General features: G+C 52.8%; 15 protein-coding genes. 11 read left to right on the top strand and 4 right to left on the bottom strand.

Features of this window, described 5'->3' with window-relative positions:
* Window positions 1–66 precede the first annotated feature (66 nt).
* From M2305_RS01330 to M2305_RS01315, 4 genes are all read left to right on the top strand, one after another.
* Complete coding sequence (locus M2305_RS01330) at window positions 67–1,005, top strand: glutaminase (protein ID WP_211500173.1); 939 nt, start codon at window positions 67–69, stop codon at window positions 1,003–1,005.
* A 180-nt stretch (window positions 1,006–1,185) separates the two neighbouring features.
* Window positions 1,186–3,471 carry a TonB-dependent siderophore receptor gene (locus M2305_RS01325; RefSeq protein WP_264648361.1) on the top strand — a complete coding sequence of 762 codons (2,286 nt, stop codon included), beginning with the start codon at window positions 1,186–1,188 and terminating at the stop codon, window positions 3,469–3,471.
* A 278-nt stretch (window positions 3,472–3,749) separates the two neighbouring features.
* The gene (locus M2305_RS01320) at window positions 3,750–4,052 is read left to right on the top strand and encodes a hypothetical protein (RefSeq protein ID WP_264648360.1); all 303 of its coding nucleotides are present in this window, start codon (window positions 3,750–3,752) and stop codon (window positions 4,050–4,052) included.
* Window positions 4,049–5,635 (top strand): PepSY-associated TM helix domain-containing protein, encoded by a 1,587-nt coding sequence (locus M2305_RS01315; RefSeq protein ID WP_264648359.1) that lies wholly within the window; start codon window positions 4,049–4,051, stop codon window positions 5,633–5,635. The genes M2305_RS01320 and M2305_RS01315 overlap by 4 nt, the downstream gene beginning before the upstream one ends.
* A 13-nt stretch (window positions 5,636–5,648) precedes the next feature.
* Here M2305_RS01315 and M2305_RS01310 read toward each other — a convergent pair whose 3' ends face one another.
* Both M2305_RS01310 and M2305_RS01305 read right to left on the bottom strand, forming a co-directional pair.
* A complete protein-coding gene (locus M2305_RS01310) occupies window positions 5,649–7,652 on the bottom strand; it encodes a TonB-dependent receptor (RefSeq protein ID WP_264648358.1) in 2,004 nt (667 codons plus the stop codon).
* Between the two features lie 291 nt (window positions 7,653–7,943).
* Window positions 7,944–9,320, bottom strand: a complete 1,377-nt coding sequence (locus M2305_RS01305; protein WP_264648357.1) for an Nramp family divalent metal transporter — start codon at window positions 9,318–9,320, stop codon at window positions 7,944–7,946.
* Window positions 9,321–9,481: 161 nt separating this feature from the next.
* On the opposite strand from M2305_RS01305, the gene mntR reads away from it, so the two are divergent.
* Window positions 9,482–9,970 (top strand): manganese-binding transcriptional regulator MntR, encoded by a 489-nt coding sequence (gene mntR, locus M2305_RS01300; RefSeq protein WP_086633942.1) that lies wholly within the window; start codon window positions 9,482–9,484, stop codon window positions 9,968–9,970.
* 8 nt (window positions 9,971–9,978) lie between these two features.
* Here the strand turns inward: mntR and M2305_RS01295 are convergent, their stop codons facing one another.
* Together M2305_RS01295 and M2305_RS01290 are read right to left on the bottom strand one after the other, a co-directional pair.
* Window positions 9,979–10,272 carry a hypothetical protein gene (locus M2305_RS01295; protein WP_046899513.1) on the bottom strand — a complete coding sequence of 98 codons (294 nt, stop codon included), beginning with the start codon at window positions 10,270–10,272 and terminating at the stop codon, window positions 9,979–9,981.
* Between the two features lie 620 nt (window positions 10,273–10,892).
* Window positions 10,893–11,711 (bottom strand): DeoR/GlpR family DNA-binding transcription regulator, encoded by an 819-nt coding sequence (locus M2305_RS01290; protein WP_211502172.1) that lies wholly within the window; start codon window positions 11,709–11,711, stop codon window positions 10,893–10,895.
* 268 nt (window positions 11,712–11,979) lie between these two features.
* Here M2305_RS01290 and M2305_RS01285 point away from each other — a divergent pair, with 268 nt between their 5' ends.
* The 6 genes from M2305_RS01285 (at window position 11,980) to M2305_RS01260 (ending at window position 19,211) form a co-directional block, all read left to right on the top strand.
* Window positions 11,980–13,572 carry an FGGY-family carbohydrate kinase gene (locus M2305_RS01285; RefSeq protein WP_264648356.1) on the top strand — a complete coding sequence of 531 codons (1,593 nt, stop codon included), beginning with the start codon at window positions 11,980–11,982 and terminating at the stop codon, window positions 13,570–13,572.
* Window positions 13,569–15,278, top strand: a complete 1,710-nt coding sequence (locus tag M2305_RS16270; protein ID WP_264648355.1) for a glycerol-3-phosphate dehydrogenase/oxidase — start codon at window positions 13,569–13,571, stop codon at window positions 15,276–15,278. Before M2305_RS01285 ends, M2305_RS16270 begins: the two co-directional genes overlap by 4 nt.
* 3 nt (window positions 15,279–15,281) lie before the next feature.
* Window positions 15,282–16,265, top strand: coding sequence for a beta/alpha barrel domain-containing protein (locus tag M2305_RS01275; RefSeq protein ID WP_264648354.1), 984 nt, complete (start codon window positions 15,282–15,284; stop codon window positions 16,263–16,265).
* 208 nt (window positions 16,266–16,473) lie between these two features.
* A complete protein-coding gene (locus tag M2305_RS01270; RefSeq protein ID WP_264648353.1) occupies window positions 16,474–17,256 on the top strand; it encodes a triose-phosphate isomerase in 783 nt (260 codons plus the stop codon).
* Window positions 17,253–18,077 (top strand): DeoR/GlpR family DNA-binding transcription regulator, encoded by an 825-nt coding sequence (locus M2305_RS01265; protein WP_211507558.1) that lies wholly within the window; start codon window positions 17,253–17,255, stop codon window positions 18,075–18,077. Before M2305_RS01270 ends, M2305_RS01265 begins: the two co-directional genes overlap by 4 nt.
* A gap of 195 nt (window positions 18,078–18,272) precedes the next feature.
* Window positions 18,273–19,211, top strand: coding sequence for a beta-propeller fold lactonase family protein (locus tag M2305_RS01260; RefSeq protein ID WP_264648352.1), 939 nt, complete (start codon window positions 18,273–18,275; stop codon window positions 19,209–19,211).
* Window positions 19,212–19,252 lie beyond the last annotated feature (41 nt).

Below are 19,252 nucleotides of genomic sequence, written 5' to 3'. Positions count from 1 at the left end.
AGGCCTTTTTTCAATAGGCTGCTCTGTGAAAGGTCTTACAACCGCCTGAACTGGAGATGACCCCTTATGCCGTCACTGACCGCTATTATCACGGAAATCGCAGAGGAAATGCGTGCCGAGACAGATCGGGGGCAGGTGGCAAACTATATTCCGCCGTTGGCAAACGTCGATCTCGGTCGGTTTGGAATGGCCATTATCGATGCAGAAGGCGGCAGTCATATTGTTGGGGACGCTGAAGAAGCTTTTTCCATTCAGAGTGTTTCAAAGGTCTTCGGCCTGACGCTCGCGCTTAATGCGGTGGACGCCGGGCTCTGGAGCCGCTTGCGGCAGGAACCGTCAGGGAGTGCATTCAATTCGATCATCCAGCTTGAAAGCGAAAACGGCATTCCGAGAAACCCGTTCATCAATGCGGGTGCGATTGTCGTATCGGATATTCTGACATCCCAGTATGGTCTGGACGGTGCGCAGAATGAGCTTCTGGGCTTCCTGAAGCCCATGAGCTCAGATCCGGATACCATCCTGATTGATCGGGATGTGGCGCGGCAGGAAGAAGAAACCGGATTTCGCAACAAGGCTCTGGCCAATTACATGCGGACATTCGGGAATATTCATAATCCCGTTGATGAAACGCTGGACCTCTATTTTCATCAGTGCGCGTTGACCATGAGTTGCAGGCAGCTTGCGGAAATGGGCACCTATCTGATGACGGGCGGTATTAATCCCCGAACGGGCGAACGCGTCATTTCCACGCGAAATGCCCAGACCGTACTCGCTCTCATGATGATGTGTGGACATTATGACGGGTCCGGCTCTTTTGCGATCAGGGTTGGGTTGCCAGGAAAGTCGGGCGTTGGGGGCGGTATTCTGGCCGTTGTTCCCGGTGTGGCGTCGGTTGCGGTATGGTCACCGGGTTTGAATGCGCAGGGCAATTCACTGCTGGGAACACGTGCCCTTGAGCGTCTTGTTCAGCATACGGGATGGAACGTTTTTCGCGCCAGTCACTGAGTCATAGATAGCATATTTTCCTTTTATATAATTGAAAAACAACAATATTTATTGAGACAGATCTGGCCGTGTCGGGGTTAGGCATTCTTTGATGCAATTCCCATGATAACATCTAATTGACAATAATTATCAATTGCAAATATGAGGGCTCCAGTTCCGATCCTCTCTCGGTGGGCCAGCATGTCTTCTTCTGTCGTCAAATATACTGTCTTTCCCGCTCTTGTGCTGGCAGGGCTAACTTCCGCCGCTGCAGGTGCAGATACGTCTGTTGTTACGGATGAAGCTCAGTCCAGGGGCCAGAAACAACTTCAGAAGACCGGACAGCCGCAGGCGCCAAAGTCCAAAGCGGAAGTTATTGTTGTGACGGCGACCGGCATGTCCCACGCGTCTTCTGCGACAAAGACACGCACACCGATTATTGAATCGCCTCAGTCCATTTCCATCGTCAGCCGCGAAGAAATCGAACTGCGCGCATCTCCGTCAATTGCGGATGCACTGGCCTATACTGCGGGTGTACAGGCTGAGCCATCCGGCATCGACAGTCGAGTGGATGAAGTGTCTGTCCGTGGGTTTGGTGCGGGTGGATTTTCATCAAACAACAACTTTGTCGATGGGTTGCGTCTGCCATCAGGCGGCCAGTGGACCAGAACGTCCTTTGATCCGTTTGCACTTCAGCAGATTGAAGTTCTGAAGGGGCCTTCAGGTGCCCTTTATGGTCAGACGGCACCAGGGGGCGTCGTTAACCTTGTGACGAAGCGTCCGACGGAAAAGAGCGAAGGCGAATTCTTTCTACAGAGCAGCGGATTTACCAACCTGTCCAACTGGCAGGGGCAGGCCTCTGGGGATGTGTCTGGCCGACTGACGCATGATGGGGCTTTGACAGGCCGGATTGTCGGCCTCGCTCGATATGGTGACACTCAGGTCAATGAAGTACGGACTGGCCGCTACTACATCTCCCCAAGCCTGACCTGGAAAATTACACCCAAGACGGTCTGGACTTTGCTTGCACAGTATCAGCGAGATCAGGGTGGCTCCACATTCCAGTTCCTGCCAGCAACGGGAACACTGTATGCATCCAAAGGCCGTCATATCGCGAATGATGCGAATATTGGTGAGCCGAACTGGGATACGTTTGACCGAAACCAGGCTTTGGCAGGCTCATTTCTGGAACATAAATTCAACCGGTTTCTAACAGTCCGAAACAATACGCGCTACACGTACCTGAACACGCTTTACAGAGCGACAGTGCTTTCTGGCGATACGCTAGCCAAATGCGCGGCGACAGTGGCTGGATGTGTTGCAGGCGAAACGGTTAATCGACGTGCTGTGGAAGGCCGCGGGCAGTCTCAGGGTGTCACGACGGATACGCAACTTGAAGGGCATGTCCGTACAGGTCCTGTGCGGCATCTACTCCTGGTTGGCACTGATTATTTCTATACGAACTGGCGGCATAGCCGCGATCTGGTGGCGTCTTCCTATGTTCTGCCGATCCTGAATATCTTTAATCCGAAAGCACGTGGGAGTGCTGGGTATTCAGACAATCTGAGCCCGCAGGTCTATACGGCAACCATTAGCAGCCAGAACGGAATTTATTTTCAGGATCAGTTGAAGTTCAACCGCCTTCGGGTCACGATTGGTGGACGTCAGGATTGGGCGCGCGATAACACGCTCAATGTTCTCACCAAATCTAGGTACATCACGAATTCCAATGCATTCACCTGGCGAGCAGGTGCCGTTTATCTGTTTGATAACGGTCTCGTGCCCTATTTCAGTTACGCTCAGTCGTTTCAGCCACAAGTCTCTGATCCATCCACGTCATTGGGGGGAAAGGCCTTTAAGCCGACAACTGGTGATCAGTATGAAGGTGGTATTCGGTATCAGTACGGGAAGAGTATCTATGTCACTTTTGGTGGATACCAGATTACCCAAAACAATATGACCACTTATGATCCGAACGGCACACTCTGTGGCACATCAACGTGCCTGGTCCAGACAGGGCAGGGGCGCGTTCGTGGACTGGAACTTGAAGGCAAGGCAAACCTGCCGTGGGACATGTCGGTGATCTTTACCGGTACCCGCAGCGAAGCGAAGATTACTCGTTCCAATACGGCATCTCAGGTTGGTAATTATCTTGGGCAGGCCCCAAAGTGGATGGCGTCTCTCTTCGTAGACCAGCGCATCCAGCACGGCACTTTTGCGGGTGTCGGTCTCGGCGGTGGTGTCCGTTATACAGGCACAAGCTACGGGGATACGGCAAACACTCTGCATATTCCGGATTATACGCTGTTCGATCTGTTCCTTCGGTATGATTTCGCGACGGCTCATCCGCGCTACAAAGGATTGTCCTTTTCCTTTAATGCCCGAAACATCGCCAACAAGCGTTTTGTCGCGACCTGCACAGCCGTGTCCGCCTGCTATTATGGGCAGGGTCGTAATCTGACTGCTCGTTTGGAATATCGTTGGTAATTCGAGTAAAACGTTATGATAACGATATGGGTTGCGGCGGTTCTGGGGGCAGGTGGTGCGCTTATGCTCTATATGGCGTCGCCTGCTCAACAATTGTGTAAGAAGCGTCCAGCATTTCGGCTCTGTATGATTTCCGGAAGCACGCTCCTCTGTGCATCCTTGCTCATGCTGCTCGCAAGCGAAGGTAGCGGCACCGCAGTTTCCGAGTTTCTGACGCTTATCATGATTGTCTGGTCTTTGGTTCCTCTGGCTGCCGCGGTTTGGCGAAGGAGGATGTCATGACATCAAATCCCGTGATGCTAAGCAGTCGGAACTGGTTTCCCAAAGCGAGCGCCGGTCTTGTCCTTGGACTTACGCTTTCCTTTGCCCTGATGGGCATTTTGGGTCTGCTCGTGCGTGTTGACGGGCAGCCTAGGGCAGTTGGTTCACAGTTCCTGATGTGGCTCGTAGTTCCGGTCTGGACGGGAATTCTCGGGAGCTGCTTTCTGTTTCGATCAGGCTGGCGTGCGTGGGCAATGCTTGGAGGAGCGAATGCTGTCCTCTGGGTTATTTATATGGGTGTGCGGAGTATGATGTCGTGAAAATCCGCGCTGACATTGTCCGGATGTATCGGGAAATCCATAGCTGGGTCGGGATTGTCTGTGGCCTCTTCCTGTTTGTGGCATTTTATGCCGGATCGGTAACGATGTTCGAGCGGCCTCTGCAGGATTGGGCTTCGGCACCAGTCGCGTTGCCGCCGCCAGTATCACTGGAGAAAATGCCAGCATTACTGGAAAAGACATTTTCTGAGCATCCGGAAGCGCAACGTAATTATACGATTGTTTTACATCCAACGCCTTCTCAGCCCGCGTCCTTGATTTGGGGAATGCCAGAGCGGATGCACGGCCCGTCTTTCGCCAATTTTTCGGCGTTGGCACCGGATGGCTCTTTGGTGACGGTGCGTCAGGAGCCTTCTCAGGCCGCACATTTCATCAATATGCTTCATCAGCAGGTAGGGCTTTCCATGCCTCATGAAGCCGGGCGGCTCCTTATGGGCGTGGTCGCGTTGCTTTATGCGGTGGCCCTGATTTCAGGGACGCTTATTGTTATCCCCGGGCTTGTGAAAAACCTGTTTGCAATTCGACTGGGTCAAAACGTCAAAAGAATGTGGCTCGACATGCATAGTATGCTGGGCCTGTTTTCCCTGCCTTTTCATATCATCATGGCGCTCACTTCAGTGGTGTTTGCATTTCATGATGAGATCTACATGGCGGAGCAGGCGCTTCTGATACAACACCCTCAGGCTCAGCATGGTGCAGCAGGTTCTGGGCATGGGCCACACCCTCATGCAGCAGCCACAGAGCTACGGAAGCCTCTCGACCCAGATCAGATTATTAAAACTGTTGCGACACAAGCGCCGGGGTTCATTCCCGATACTCTGGCTTATAGCAGCGCTCATGGTGGCCATTTGGCTCTCAGAATAACGGGACGAGACCCACGTTATGGCGCGCGTGGTGCGGGGGGAGGATTTGCAGGCGTCGATCCATATAGCGGCAGGCTCGTGTCTACCGAGTATATGCCCGGTCATCAGAGCTGGTCGCAATCCGTGCTGACATCATTCTTCGTTCTGCATTTTGGCAGTTTTGGTGGAGAGAGTGTGCGGTGGGGATATGTGCTTCTCGGGCTCGGTGGCGCATTTATGTTCTATGCGGGCAATCAGCTCTGGGTGGTGTCGCGCAGGCGTCGTGAGCGCGGAACGGGACGTGTAGAGGATACAAAATCAACACGAATACTCTGTGCATTGACGATCGGATGTTCGCTGGGGTGTGTGGCCGGGATATCAGCTGTGTTGTGCGCGGCGCCTCTGCTGCCCGCGAGCAGTCAAACGGTCACTGTGCAGCTTGTTTATTTCGGGTTTTTTTTGCTGTGCAATGGGGTGGCGTTGTGGCTTAAGGAGCGGGAAGCTATTCGCATGTTACTGATATTTTCTGCAATTCTGACATGGATGATGCCGATTTCCGCACTTGTGGTTACACCATTATCACGCATGCAGGATTCAGCTTTGGCAGTAGATGCATTTGCAATTCTTTATGGGGCCTTTTTGATGCTCTGGGCGGTGCGTCCCGAGGCCGGTCAACCTGTACTGCGTCGTAAAGGATTTCCCTCAGACCCTGAGCGGGCCTGAGGTTAGGTTGTTTTCAGAAATCGGACACGAGTGAGAAATAAGTGCCTCGTCTTTGTCCATATTGCGCCTGATAAATGCCGACGCCGCTACCGTCTCGAAGTTGGTAGCGTTTGTCGAACAGATTTACGATGTCAGCGCGAACTTTCAGATCATGCCCCAGCGGGACACGGGTGAAAGTGTACTGGTATCCGACGTTAAAAATGTCGTACTGGGGCTGTTTCTCAAGATTGGCAAAGCCACTCCGCAGGCCGTATCCATATAGGAAATCTATATAAGCCAGGTGATGCTTGCTGGAATAGGATGCGCCAGCGCTGGCGGTATACTGTCCCTGATGGTCTAACTGGATGGCATGTGCGCGAATGTAGCTCAATTCTTCCGGATCGAACTGGTATTCGGCGGAATTTATTTCCCGAGCTGCCGTTTTCACAAACGAGAAATTGCCAAATAGAGACCAGGGGCCGCGCCTCCAGGAACTTCCAAACTCTGCACCATACACATGACCTCGGCGATAGCTGAATGGCGCGAGGATGACCGCACGACCAAATTGTCCAAGATCCGTAAGGTTGTGTGCCCACTTACTGTAGGCGTCGATTGTAATCTGTAATTCGGGAGTAATATGCTGGAGAATGCCAGCGTCCACGTAATTGGAGGTTTCAACTTTCGTGGGCGTATCGGTCAAATTGGCTGCTGCATTTGTGGTCCCTGCAAAACGCGCCAGTGTTGAGGGATAAACGTACTGCGGAGAAGGCGGTGCGAAGAACCTGGAGTAGCCGATGTGCAAGGTCGTGCTTCGGAACGGCTTCCACACCAGGTTGGCGCGCGGGCTGAGTTGTCCTTCGTCTCCAAAAGACGATGCAAACCGGTCGTAGCGAATACCATAATTGAACGTGAGCTTGCGGGTGATGCGATACTCATCCTGAAGGTAAGCACCAGCTTCAACGGACCAGTTGCCCGTGTTGTCTATCAGCCGAAGAGGGGTAGACGAAGTTTGTTTGCTATCGTCACCTACTGGGAATGCGAGAGAGTCGGTATCGAGGCGCTCGGAGGTATATTGACCAAGTAGACCGGCCCGAAGGGTATGGTGCGGAGCGATATCATAAGACAAATCGAATTGTGCGCCGCCAGTTGTAAAGTCATTGACCTCGTGTTCAGCCACACCTTGAAAAATAAGGTCCCGAGCCGGGTCTGGCGTATAATCGATGCGCCCGTAACGAAAATACGGTGAGAACTGAAGGTTCAGTTTGTCAGCGCTGTGCTGGTATGAAACGACGGCGTAATAGTTTTGCTCTGTCTGGCTGTCATCCAGAAAGCGTGATTGTACAGAGGGGTGTGACCAGTCTGTTCCAGAAAGTTGATAAACCGGTTGCAGGCCTGTCGTGTTGGGAAGTTCAAAATCTGCGTAAGATGCACTTGTCAGGAGGGAGATACGGTCGGTGTCGTTCAGCTTCCATGAAAAATAACCAAACGCCTTTTCCTGCTGGGTTGTGTCATGCGTTGCGCGGAAGGACGCGGTCGGGTTCTCGATACCAATATTATTTCGGTTCATGGACAGCGTCGTAAAATATTCAAAGCGCCCTTTTGAACCGCCCAATTGTAAGGACGGTGCAAAAGTGTTGTAGCTGCCGCCATAGAGTGAAAGCTGGTTATTTTTCAGGGTGGATCCGCTTTTTGTATGCACGTCCACAATGCCGGCCGTACGGAACCCGAATTGAGCGGGGAGGGTTCCCGTCAGAAGGTCAACCGATTGGATAATGCGTGTATCCAGTTCCTGACCAAAACCATTCAAGCCCTCCGGAAGTAGGACACCGTTGACCCGGTAAGTCAGGCCGCCATGTTCGCCTCGGACATGCACTTCTCCGTAGCTGTCCTGCACGACGCCAGGCATTCTGAGCATGATCTGGCTGAAAGAAGCATTCTGCCCCTGAGGCGTAGCCTGGATCTGTCGTTGATCGATACCATAGGAGACTGCGCCCAGGCTGGGGAAAATACGTCCACGCGCCTGATCAAGGTGCCCCATGACAGTGACGTGCTCAGCGGGTTTGTCTTTGGTTTGAATAGCTCTCTTTTCAGATTTTTGAGAAATCTTCTTTTGGGGCTCGCTGGATGGCGCATTATCGGCAGCAAATACATCAGTTGCCAGTAGCCCTGTGAGGAGCGTGGTTCCTGCAATTGCTATCCGAAAGGGGACAGTTGAAACTATTGAATTTGCGGTGTGCTGTTTAATATAGCATTTGCTATATCGAGAGGCGAATTTTGAGCGCAAAAATGCTGTTGCCATAGCTGGTTCTCAATTTTTCTAGGGGGTCGTTCAGCCGACCAGAGTGTCGTACAGAAGTTTAAAGTTCAGGATGAGAATAAGACCCGCGACGATCCATGACAGTGCGGTCATGAAGCGGTTGATTGTGAATTCGCCCATCTTGCGACGGTCAGACACAAACATCACAAGGGGAATAACTGCGAAAGGAAGCTGAAGGGACAGAATGACCTGACTAGCCATCAGCAGAGCGCCTACGCCATGACTTCCGTAGAGCACAGTTACCACTGCGACGGGAATAATCGCCAGGCCGCGGGTCAGCAGTCGTCTTGCCCAATGCGGGATATGGAGGCGCAGGAAGCCTTCCATAATAATCTGGCCGGCCAGTGTTCCGGTGACGGTTGAGTTTGTGCCCGCCGCCAGCAGTGCCAGTGCGAAAAGCGTAGAGGCTATCCCGAGCCCAAGAATGGGGGAGAGAAGATGATAGGCATCTTCGATCTCGGCTACATTCTGGTGGCCTGTCTCATGAAAAGCTGCGGCTGCCACAATGAGGATCGCCGCGTTGATGAATAGCGCGAGCATGAGGGCAATTGTGCTGTCCCATGTTGCCCACCGAATGGCATCACGACGTCCAACGGGCGTTCGCTCATAGGCCCGCGTCTGTACAATAGACGAATGCAGATAAAGGTTATGCGGCATGACCGTGGCACCGATAATGCCAATCGCAATGTAGAGCATTCCTGGCGTGGTCACGATTTCCGGCGTCGGAATAAGGCCCTTCAGAATTGCTGTAACGGGCGGTGTGGCTGCAACGAGTTGTACCCCAAAGCAAAGCGCAATGATCGAGAGAAGGCCGATGACAAAAGCTTCCAGATACCGGAAGCCGCGGCCCATCAGCAGAAGAACTATGAAGGCGTCCAGAATGGAGAGGAGCGCGCCACCCAGAAGAGGGAGGCCGAAGAGCAGTTGCAACGCAACGGCCGTTCCAATCACTTCAGCCAGATCACACGCGATAATCGCTAACTCGCATGCCAGCCAAAGCACTACGTTCAGCGCAGGCGGAAAATGGTCACGGCAGGCTTGCGCCAGATCCCGACCGGTGGCGATGCCAAGGCGTGCAGAGAGAGCTTGGAGAAGGATCGCCATCAGGTTGGAAAGCATGATGACGCAGAGCAGCGTGTAGCCGTACTGAGCGCCTCCTTGCAGGTCCGTCGCCCAGTTTCCTGGGTCCATATATCCAACCGAGACCATGTATCCGGGCCCAACGAAAGCGAGGAAGCGCTTCAGCCACGTTGTTGACCCTTCAGGAACCCGAACGCTTGAAAACACCTCAGGCAGGCTTGGTCGTTCCGCATCGTCATGACGCGAAAAGCGCCAGGCTTTGCTGGGGGCGGACTTATGGGTGGGGGCATCGGAGCGTTGGTCGGACATCAGAATGTCATTCAAGCTTGGAACCGTAAAATATGCAATATGCTATATTCATGAACATTGTCTTATTTTTCTTCTGAAGAAGATCGCTCAGAGGCCTCTGGAATTAACAGGAAGAATGTTTTATTCGGTCGGGAATAATTGATTGAGCGGTTTTCTTGAGAATGGAACAGAAGAAGAAAAAGCAGAAATCCCTCGTGGACATGCAACTTCACTCAGAAGGGTTCAGGGCCAATCGAGCTGCCAGGCAGAAGGTGCTGGTAGAAGATTATGTCGAGCTGATTTCTGATCTTTTGGCTGAGGGGCAGGAGGCGCGCCAAGTCGATATTGCCGGTCGTCTTGGTGTGTCTCAGCCAACGGTGGCTAAGATGCTGGCTCGCCTGTCAACGGAAGGGCTGGTGACACAAAAGCCGTACCGGGGCGTTTTCCTGACGGATGCTGGCCAGCAGATGGCGCACAAGGCCCGTCATCGGCACGGAATTGTGGAGGCGTTTCTGTTGGCGTTGGGAATTAGCGAAGAAAATGCCCGGATCGATGCGGAGGGCATTGAACATTACGTTGGCCCGGAAACTCTCGCCGCTTTCGAAACTGCGCTTAAAAAAGGGCTAGCGCAGTTTTCGTCGACAAATACTGTCGATGCAAAATTACGCTGAGGCCGACATTACGTGAGATGACATTTTCCTTTGAAGCGACAAATGGAGCAAACCACAGTCGCAGAGGGATCATCGTTAAACAGACATCCTTTGGACCGTTCCATGGCATAGCCTTTGGGAGGGGGATTATTCTGGAAAGTGTCCACGATCTTACTCATCCAGAGCTTTAGTCGCTCAGGGACGTGGTCATGATTATCGAGCCACCATTCGACATCGCTTTCAGGGCGATCAATCTGGATGGCCAGATCTGCAGGTGTCCATCTCGTGACACTCAGGAAATCGTTTAACGTAATGCCGCACATTTCAGCATCTCCTGTGTCTCAAAGAAGCTCTCACGCCGTGATACGCGAAGCCTGCTTTTTTCGTCAATATATCGTTAATCTCGTTTTTTCAGAATGTGTTATTTTTTGAAACATTGTGCCAGAAATGGTTCTAATTGGCGGTAAAGCGCCATTCCATCCCAGATACCCATGGGTGGTAAGCTGTGTTGAGGGTTTCTGTCAGATAGTGCCTGCATCCGGGGTGCGTGACCGTCAGGTGCAGTGGAAACTTTATATTTCTGGCTTGAATTTATGTTCGCGGATTTGTGAAGATTAAGTCGGCGCCAGAGAACTTCCATTTTCTGAATGGAGGTAGAGGCGATGCAATACTCACTCCGATTCTCGTTGATTTCTGAGCATATGCGGTGCTCAACCGGGACGACACTGTCACAAGCTGTCAGGGGTGCCGGTGTGGGCGATAGCGTCAGGGTGCAGTGTCTTATTAGAAGACTAGCGGACCGCTAATGGGCCTGAGGCAGTGCGAGAAGAGCATAATGCACTGCCGTCGTTTCAGGATCTAACTGCGCTACGGCATCTTTGCCGGAATTTTGTCTGCGCAGCTGCCTTGCTATTCTGGGTTGTGTACTGTCGCCGTTATATTCCTAGCCACATGTTTCGACGTGAATTCCGTCCTGAATAAGTGCTTTGCGAATAGCGGGCTTCAATTGGGAGTCTGTCAGAACAACGTCGAAATCGCTGAGTGAGGCGAGGCGGTGGAGGCCGCCTTTTCGAAATTTTGTGCTGTCGACCAGTAGTACGGTCTGATCCGCAATTTGCATGAGTGCCTGTTTGACCTTCACAACGTCCTGATCGTTCTGAAACGCTGTTTCGTTGTGAATGATCGACGTGGAAAGAAACATCGTATTGGCGCGAAGCGATTTTGCAGCCTGCTCACAGACCAGACCAAAAAAGGCGTTTCGAGGCTGGTTATAGTCGCCCCCGAGGCAAATCAGTTTCAGGTTGGGATAGGGAGCAAGCGCCTGGATGACGCCTACGGCATTCGTAATGATGGTCAGGGGCGCGAGAGCCGGAAGGAGCGGCAGCATCGCTGCGACCGTTGTAGAGTCGTCCAGAACAAGAATTTGCTCGGGTGTAATCATCGAAATGGCCCGCTGAATAATTGATTCCTTCAGGTCGGGCGCGCGTGATTTTCGGAAATTGACTGTTTTTTGAGTGACGACACGATTCTTGAGAACAATGCTTCCGTGCAGTTTGTCGATCAGCCCCTGCGCTGCCAGTGCGTGAGCATCACGGTGAATTGTCATCCTGCTGACGTCAAAACGCTCAGACAGATTCTCAATTGTGGCACTTCCTGTTTCCAGAAGGACGTCGAGGATCTGTTGCTGACGGGCACTGTTATCCCGGCGTTTGCTGAGAAGGACGGCGGGAGAGGTAGCTGGAACGCCCGAACCATCAGTCATCTGTCAAAAAGATCCTTGTCACCGGGTAAGGCCAATTATGGCATCGCGACATCTACATACCAGCGCTGACCAAATTTGTAATGTTCTGATCGGCTCTGCGGTGTGCTTTTCACGGGATTAATCACACAAAGATTCTTGACGCTACGAAAGTGATATTTATCACATTGACGAAGACATGATAACACTTATATCACCTAATAATAACATTTATGGTGTTATCAGTTGGGCGATTTGCTAAAGCTGATGGCGAGAATGTCCGGAGGGCGAAATGCGCCAGGATTTCACGATCGGGATCGATTGCGGTTCTACTACGACGAAGGCTGTCATCTTCTCGAAGACAGGTGGAATTGTGGGGACTGGCCGTCGTCGTGTTCCCCAGCATACGGATGAACCCCGCCACGTTGAGCGGGATATGCATGAAGCTTGGCAGGCTGTTGTAGAGGCAGTCCGGGAAGCTTTGGACGTTTCTGGACTGAGCGGTGAGGATATTGCTGGCGTTGGGGTCACTGCGCACGGTGATGGACTTTTCGTTCTTGACCGCTCAAGTCAACCATTGGGCCGTGGGATTATGTCGCTCGACAGTCGGGCCACAGAAATCCATGATGAATGGAAACGGGAAGGGCGGCTGGAAAAGATCGTCACTCTCGCGGGGCAGCGTCCATATCCTTACTCCGCCACAACCCTGTTAGCATGGATGAAGCGCCATCAACCTGATCGTTATCAGGCCATTGGTACCGTCTTTTTTGCCAAAGACTGGATCCGGCTTTGTCTAACCGGAGACATTGCGACAGATCTGACAGAGGCCAGCACATCTTTCACAGATCTCTACACGCAGGACTACAGCGACAGCATCCTTGAGGTGTTGGACCTGCGTGAAATCCGCGGTGCGCTTCCTAAAATGCTACTGTCCTGCGACCAGGGTGGAACGATCACGGCAGAAGCTGCTCGTGCGACCGGCCTACGCGAAGGAACGCCAGTGGCTGTCGGACTGCATGATGTGACGGCAGCCGCTGTAGGGTCAGGCTATACGCGACCGGGTGATCTTTCGATTACGGCAGGTACCTTTTCTATTAATGAAATTTTCCGCAGTCGCCCTGTTATAGGTGATGGCTGGTCCTGCCGCGCAGGCTATCGTCGCGGGTTGTGGAACTGCATGGCTATTTCGCCCGCGTCGTCCAGCAATCTGGAATGGCTCGCGCGCATGCTTCTGCCAGAGGAAAAAGAGGCAGCTCAAGTTCTCACGAAGGAAGTCGAGGCGAAGCTGGGGCGTTCTCGCGGCGAACGACCGATACCGCTGTATCACCCGTTTCTTTTTGGATCGCCTTACGAAGCGCCAGCAAGTGCCTCCCTTTTCGGGGTGCAGTCTTGGCATGATCGAGCGGATCTGTTTCAGGCGATGATTGAGGGAACAATATTCAACCATCGCGAGCATGTTGAGACCCTGCGTCAAACAGGGGATGTGCATCGCCTCGGTGTCTCGGGCGGCGGTAGCAGTCAGGCATCTATTGCGCAGATGTTTGCGGATATTCTCAATATGCCCGTCGAAATCTCCAGCGTTCGGGAGGCTGGAGCCCTGGGCGCGGCTCTGACGGCAAGTGTTGCTGTTGGGCTTTTTGGAGATCTTGAGGAAGCTGTGGCTGCTCAGGAAATTCCTATGAATATCTATCAGCCGGACCCCGCACGCGCACGGATCTATGAGGGCATTTATCGCCGATACGTCGCATTGACGCTGGCGATGAAACCTTTTTGGTCCGGTCTGTATGAGGCCGGTAGCGAAGTCAGTAGCGCCCCGGAAACCCCAGTGGGCCCCGTCATGAATTATGCGCTCTCAGCCGAAATCGCGAAGGAAATGCATTCGTGAAGACACTTTCAGCCGTGCCGGATAATGCCGAATTTGATGTCGTCATTATCGGGGCTGGCATTAATGGCGCTGGTCTGTTTCGTGAACTGGCCCTTCAGGGCGTGAAAACCCTTATTCTGGATCGAAGCGACATTTGTACAGGGGCATCCTGCGCACCATCCCGCTTGATCCATGGTGGTATCAAGTATCTGGAAACGGGCGAGTTCAAGCTTGTGGCGCAGTCGACGTTGGAGCGAAATCTGCTCCTGCGGAATGCCCCGCATTTCGTTCGGCCATTGCCGACTGTTCTGCCAATCCGCACATGGCTTGGAGGGATCGTCACATCATTTCGTCGCTTCCTGAACCTTGGCGGCAAAATGACGGATCGTGGCGCGCTGGTTCTGGAAGTCGGGCTTCAGATTTACGATTTCCTTGGGCGCCGCGCTCGCGTCATGCCACGACATTCCCTTTCCCTCAGCCAGAAAACGCGCCGTGAATGGCCTCATATGGCGAAGGATGTTGTGGCAACAGCACAGTATTACGATGCTGCGATCACGCAGCCTGAACGCCTCGGATATGAATGCGTGCAGGATGCACTGGAAACGGCTCCGAACTGTGAGGCAGTAACCTATGTTGTCCCAGAGACTTTCCAAAGCGGACAACTCGTCCTGCGAGACGTGCTCACCGATGAAGTAAAAACGGTAAAGGCGCGTGTTCTGGTTAATGCGGGCGGCGCGTGGATTGATCAGATCAATACGATCCTGGGTAACCCGACAAAATATATTGGCGGGACAAAAGGGTCTCATCTGCTGTTGAAGCATGATGACCTGTTCCGGGAACTGAAGGGCCGGATGGTCTATTTCGGGACGCCGGATGGACGGATCTGTCTTGCATATCCGTTTTTTGGTCATGTCTTGGTTGGCTCTACCGATATCCGGATCGACGATCCGGACAAGGCTGTCTGTACGGACGAGGAGCAGGATTACATGCTGCGGATGCTGGCTGATCTGTTCCCCGGTTTCCATATCGGAAGCGAGCAGGTCACCTACCGTTATAGCGGCGTTCGTCCGCTACCAGCCACCAATGCTGCCGATCCTTCTGCGATCAGTCGTGATCACATCGTTCATGAAGACAGGCTGGGTGCAACGCCTGTTCTGTCTCTCGTGGGTGGGAAATGGACGACTTTCCGTGGGTTAGGCGAAGAAGTCGCGGATCGTGTATTGGCGCTGCTGGGGTACCCACGAAGCACATCAACCCAGGAATTGGCCATCGGCGGCGGCCGTGGCTTCCCGGATGCAGATCAGCACACAGCCTATCTGGACAGGTTTGCGAGTTCTTTTGGGTTACCGCGCCCGCGTGCTTCCGTACTGCTGGATCGGTACGGAACGCTGGCCAGAAAGATCGCGGGATTTTGTCAGGAGGCAGCAGATGCTCCTCTTCGGACGCTCCCCTCCTACACACGTCGTGAACTGATGTTCATTGCTGAAAATGAGCTGGTTCGCCGTCTGTCGGACGTTCTTTACCGCCGTACAACCATTGCACTCAGTGGCGCCATGACGCCGGCAGTCGTGCTGGAAGTTGCAAATATCATTGGAGGAACGCTGGGCTGGGATGAGCGGGAAGCCGCACGTCAGGCTCAGGACGCCTGGAGGGAGGGGCAGCAGCGCCACAACCTTCAGGGTGAGTTCCCTCTATCGGCTGAAACCCCGGAAATTCTGAAAGCTTGAGCCATGAACCGTTACGAAGAAAAAATTGCATGCATGCGCGCTGGCAAAGACACGCGTTATGATTTCATCCTTGCTGACGCCAAGGACTCAGATATGGCAGCTGGGATCAGTGCGATGGGTAATCGCCGCAATCCTCGGGCCGGACAGTCTCTGTTCCGGACGCGGCCGCAATATCTGTCAGAGATCCAGTCTATTATCCGTCAGGATATTGTGGACATCATGCTGACCTCGGTCTCCATTTTGGAAGATCTGCTGGAGCGTGATGCGTTTGACGGGACCAAAGTTCAGACGGCAATTCGTGCAAACGACACGACAGACCTGTGGCGTGGACGGGGTGGGCATTATCGCTCCCAGAAGTCTGTTCCGTTTCGCTCCGCGTCACTGGAGCGGGCGCAGACAAACCTTGGCCTCTATTCGATGACGTTTAACGGCGATGTTGACCAGGATACGCTGGCTCTGGAAGAGTTCGCTCGGTTCCGCGAAGAGGCCAAGATCAACGGGTTTTCTTATTTCCTCGAAGTCTTCAACCCAAATGAAGGGCATATCGCGCCTGAAGATTTCGGAGTGTTCCTGAATGATATGGTTACCCGTGCGCTTGCTGGCCTTCGCAAGGAAGAGAAGCCTGTCTTCCTGAAGGTGCCGTTTAATGGCAGCGAGGCATTTGCGGAACTGTGCGAGTACGACCCAAGCGTTATCGTAGGAATTATGGGCGGTGGAAGCGGCACGACGCGTGACTGTCTGGAACTGATTCATCAAGCCCAGAACAGTGGTGCCAGAGCTGCACTGTTTGGCCGCAAGATTGTGGATGCAGCGGACCCGCTCTTGCTGATTGAAGCGATGCGTCGCGTCACGGATGGAGACCTCTCCCCTAACGAAGCTACGCATTTCTATCATGATGGTCTTGCCCGGAAGGGCATTGCCACCCTGCGCCCAGCGGATGCCGATAGTCAGGTGACGGAAAGCGTTCTGCTGGAGCGGGCAGCTTAAAAAAACTCGCAGAGGCAATAAAGTTCCTGTTTTCAGCGTCTTCGTACCTGCCTTCAGATCTTTGCTGGAGAGCAGGTACGGAGAGTTGAATTGAAAATATCACTCCCTTCGGAACTTCATGTCTTTGGAGTGTTATGATTTAACGCTAAACATGACTTGGGTTTAGCGATCAAGATTCGATGGTCGCTGCCTTCTTGTCGGGAGATGAATGGTGACTCGCAAAACGGTCTGGATCGGTACGAACTGGAAGATGAACAAGGGACCTGCCGAGGCCTTGGCTGCTGCAGAAGCGCTTAAGGCGTATCGAGCGCCGGAGGGCGTGAAGCCGTTCATCATCACACCATTTACGTCCTTGCAGGCTGTTGCGAGCGTTCTGAAAGACGCGGACGTGCTTGTCGGCGCACAGAACATGCACTGGGAAGAAAGCGGCTCTTGGACGGGTGAAATTTCCCCCGGCATGGTGAAAGAGTGCGGTGCGGATATCGTACTGATCGGCCATTCGGAACGGCGGCAGCATTTTGCGGAAACAGACTGGACTGTCAGTCGCAAGATGTCCGCGGCCCTTCGTCATGGCTTGCGTCCTTTGCTTTGCATTGGCGAGAGCCTCGAAGAGTATGATTTTGGCGTTACGGCAGAGACACTCTCCCGTCAGCTCAAAATTGCGCTGCATGACGTGGTGCATGCAGACCTTCCAAATATTCTGATTGCTTACGAACCGGTCTGGGCCATCGGTGCGGGCGGGCGCGCCGCCGACACTGACTGTGTTGCAAAAGTCCATGCCGGATTGCGTGCTGTTCTGTGTGAAATTGCCGGCAAGGATATCGGCGATCGCGTACCGCTGCTCTACGGCGGAAGTGTTACGCAGGATAATGCCCGTAGCTACGTGAGCCAGCCAAATGTAGATGGCGTATTTGTGGGACGCGCTGGCTGGTCAGTTCCTGACTTCGAAAAGCTGATTGATCGTGTGATCGAGGAAAGAGCACCTGCATGATGCCCGATATCCTTCATGGAAGCCGTGCTTTGTCCGCACGGCGTCAAGCCGTTCTGGATTACGTTACGGCGCATGGCTGTGTTCTGATCCAGGATCTGCTTGTTCAGTTCACCATGACCCGTGCAGCCATGAACCGTGACCTACACGCGCTTGCGACACAGGGCCTGATCCGTAAAGTTGGTGAAAGCGTTACGACGCTTTCGAATGCTGTGGCAGCAAGCAGCATCATGCTTCGTGCTCGACAGGCTGTGCAGGAAAAGCTTGGTATTACAGCTATTGCTGCTGGCTTGATCGAAGAAGGCGATACGATTGCCTTGGATGACTCCACCACATCGCGCTTTCTATCCGAACGCCTGACAGCAATCGGTCAACTTACAGTCGTGACGAACAGTCTTGGGATTAGTACGAAGATCGGACGGTCTCGTGACATCAGCCTGATTGCACTGGGTGGGCGTTACAATCCAACATTCGATGCATTTCTCGGGGTTTTATGTGAACGCAGCGTTACGTCGCTTCGGATCAACACATTATTCATGTCTACCTCGGCTGTTCACGGTCTTTCTGCCTATCATCAGGACGAAGATCTGATCAAAGCCAAGAGTGCACTCATGAACATGGCTGATCGCCGCGTTTTAATGGTGGATAGCCGTAAATTTGGAATTAGCGCGCTAAATCATCTGGCAAACCTGACGGATTTTGATGCCGTTATTACGGATTCAGGCCTCTCTGGAGAGACCGCTGACAGAATGATGGGGGCAGGTGTCAAATTGCATATCGCAGACATTCCGTCTGCTGAAATCCCCATGGCAATGATGGCATAAGACTTTTTTCTGAGTTCAGAAGAATTATCGGCTGTGAGTTCTTTCTGACGCGTTTTTTACAAAACACTTGGTCTGGGCTTTATTAGGGCTGGCATTTTTGTGACAGCATCCTGACCAGACCATTCAAAACTAAATACCTTTTATATTGTTTTATATCGGGAGTAACCTGACACAAATAAGAGCAAGGACAGTCCTATGACCCTTAGTCATTGCAGCGGGCTAATTGTTGTGGACAAGAAGGGGGCACAGCTTCTTTTCCTTCATCCAACAACGCTTGAAGTGCTGGATCATATTGGGGGGATGCCAAGTCTCCCGCATGAGCTGGCTATAGATGAGACGCGAGGGCTTGCATTTGTTCCAGCATATGGGAATGGTTTTCACGGCAACAATCCCATACCAAACCATTTTGTTTCCGTTATAGATCTGTATGCCAGAACCAGAATTTCAGACATTGATCTGACACCCCTTGAGTCACCGCATACATTGCGGTTTGGGCCAGACGGGTTGCTTTATGTTTGCTGTGAGAACAGTTCTGCTGTGGCGGTGATTGATCCCGAGACGAAAAGAGTTACCCATATCCTGCAAGCATTTTCTCGGAATGCACACAGGCTTACTGTTCTGCCGCAGCGTAAGCTGATTGTCACCGAAAACGAAGAAGATGCGACGCTGACTGTTCTTCGTATTGGTGATGACAGCGTCAGGCGCACGATCGTTCTGCCTGCGCCCTCTGCTGGCATCGATCATCTGCCGGATGAAAAATTCCTGGTGGTCAGTAATGCGCTTAAACCAACTTTATTTCTTATGGATGTGGATGCGGGAGAGCTGCGTCAGGAAGTTGAACTGAAGCATCACCGTAAGAGTGCGCAGGTTGTGCGCGTTAGTCCCGATGGGAAATGGCTTCTGGTTATCGGAGATTTCGAGCCGATTGTGACATTGATCAGTCTGCCACAGTGGGACCAGTACCCCGTTCCGGTTGGGCAGAAGCCAATGGACGCTGCTTTCCGTCCAGATGGAACAACTGTGCTTGTGGCAAATGAAGATGATGGGACGTTAACTGAAATCCAGCTTTCCAGTCGTAAGGTACTGCGAACAGTGAAAGCCGGGGTCGGGTGCGAGACCCTGGGTTTTTTTTGAAACACCGTGACGTGTTCTGGCGTGGGTCACGGTGCTTCAGA

The organism is Gluconobacter cerinus (genome assembly GCF_025961355.1).
In the GTDB taxonomy this organism is placed as follows: domain Bacteria; phylum Pseudomonadota; class Alphaproteobacteria; order Acetobacterales; family Acetobacteraceae; genus Gluconobacter; species Gluconobacter cerinus.
The sequence above is the reverse complement of the archived record's forward strand: the minus strand, read 5'-3'. Positions and strand labels throughout refer to the sequence as shown.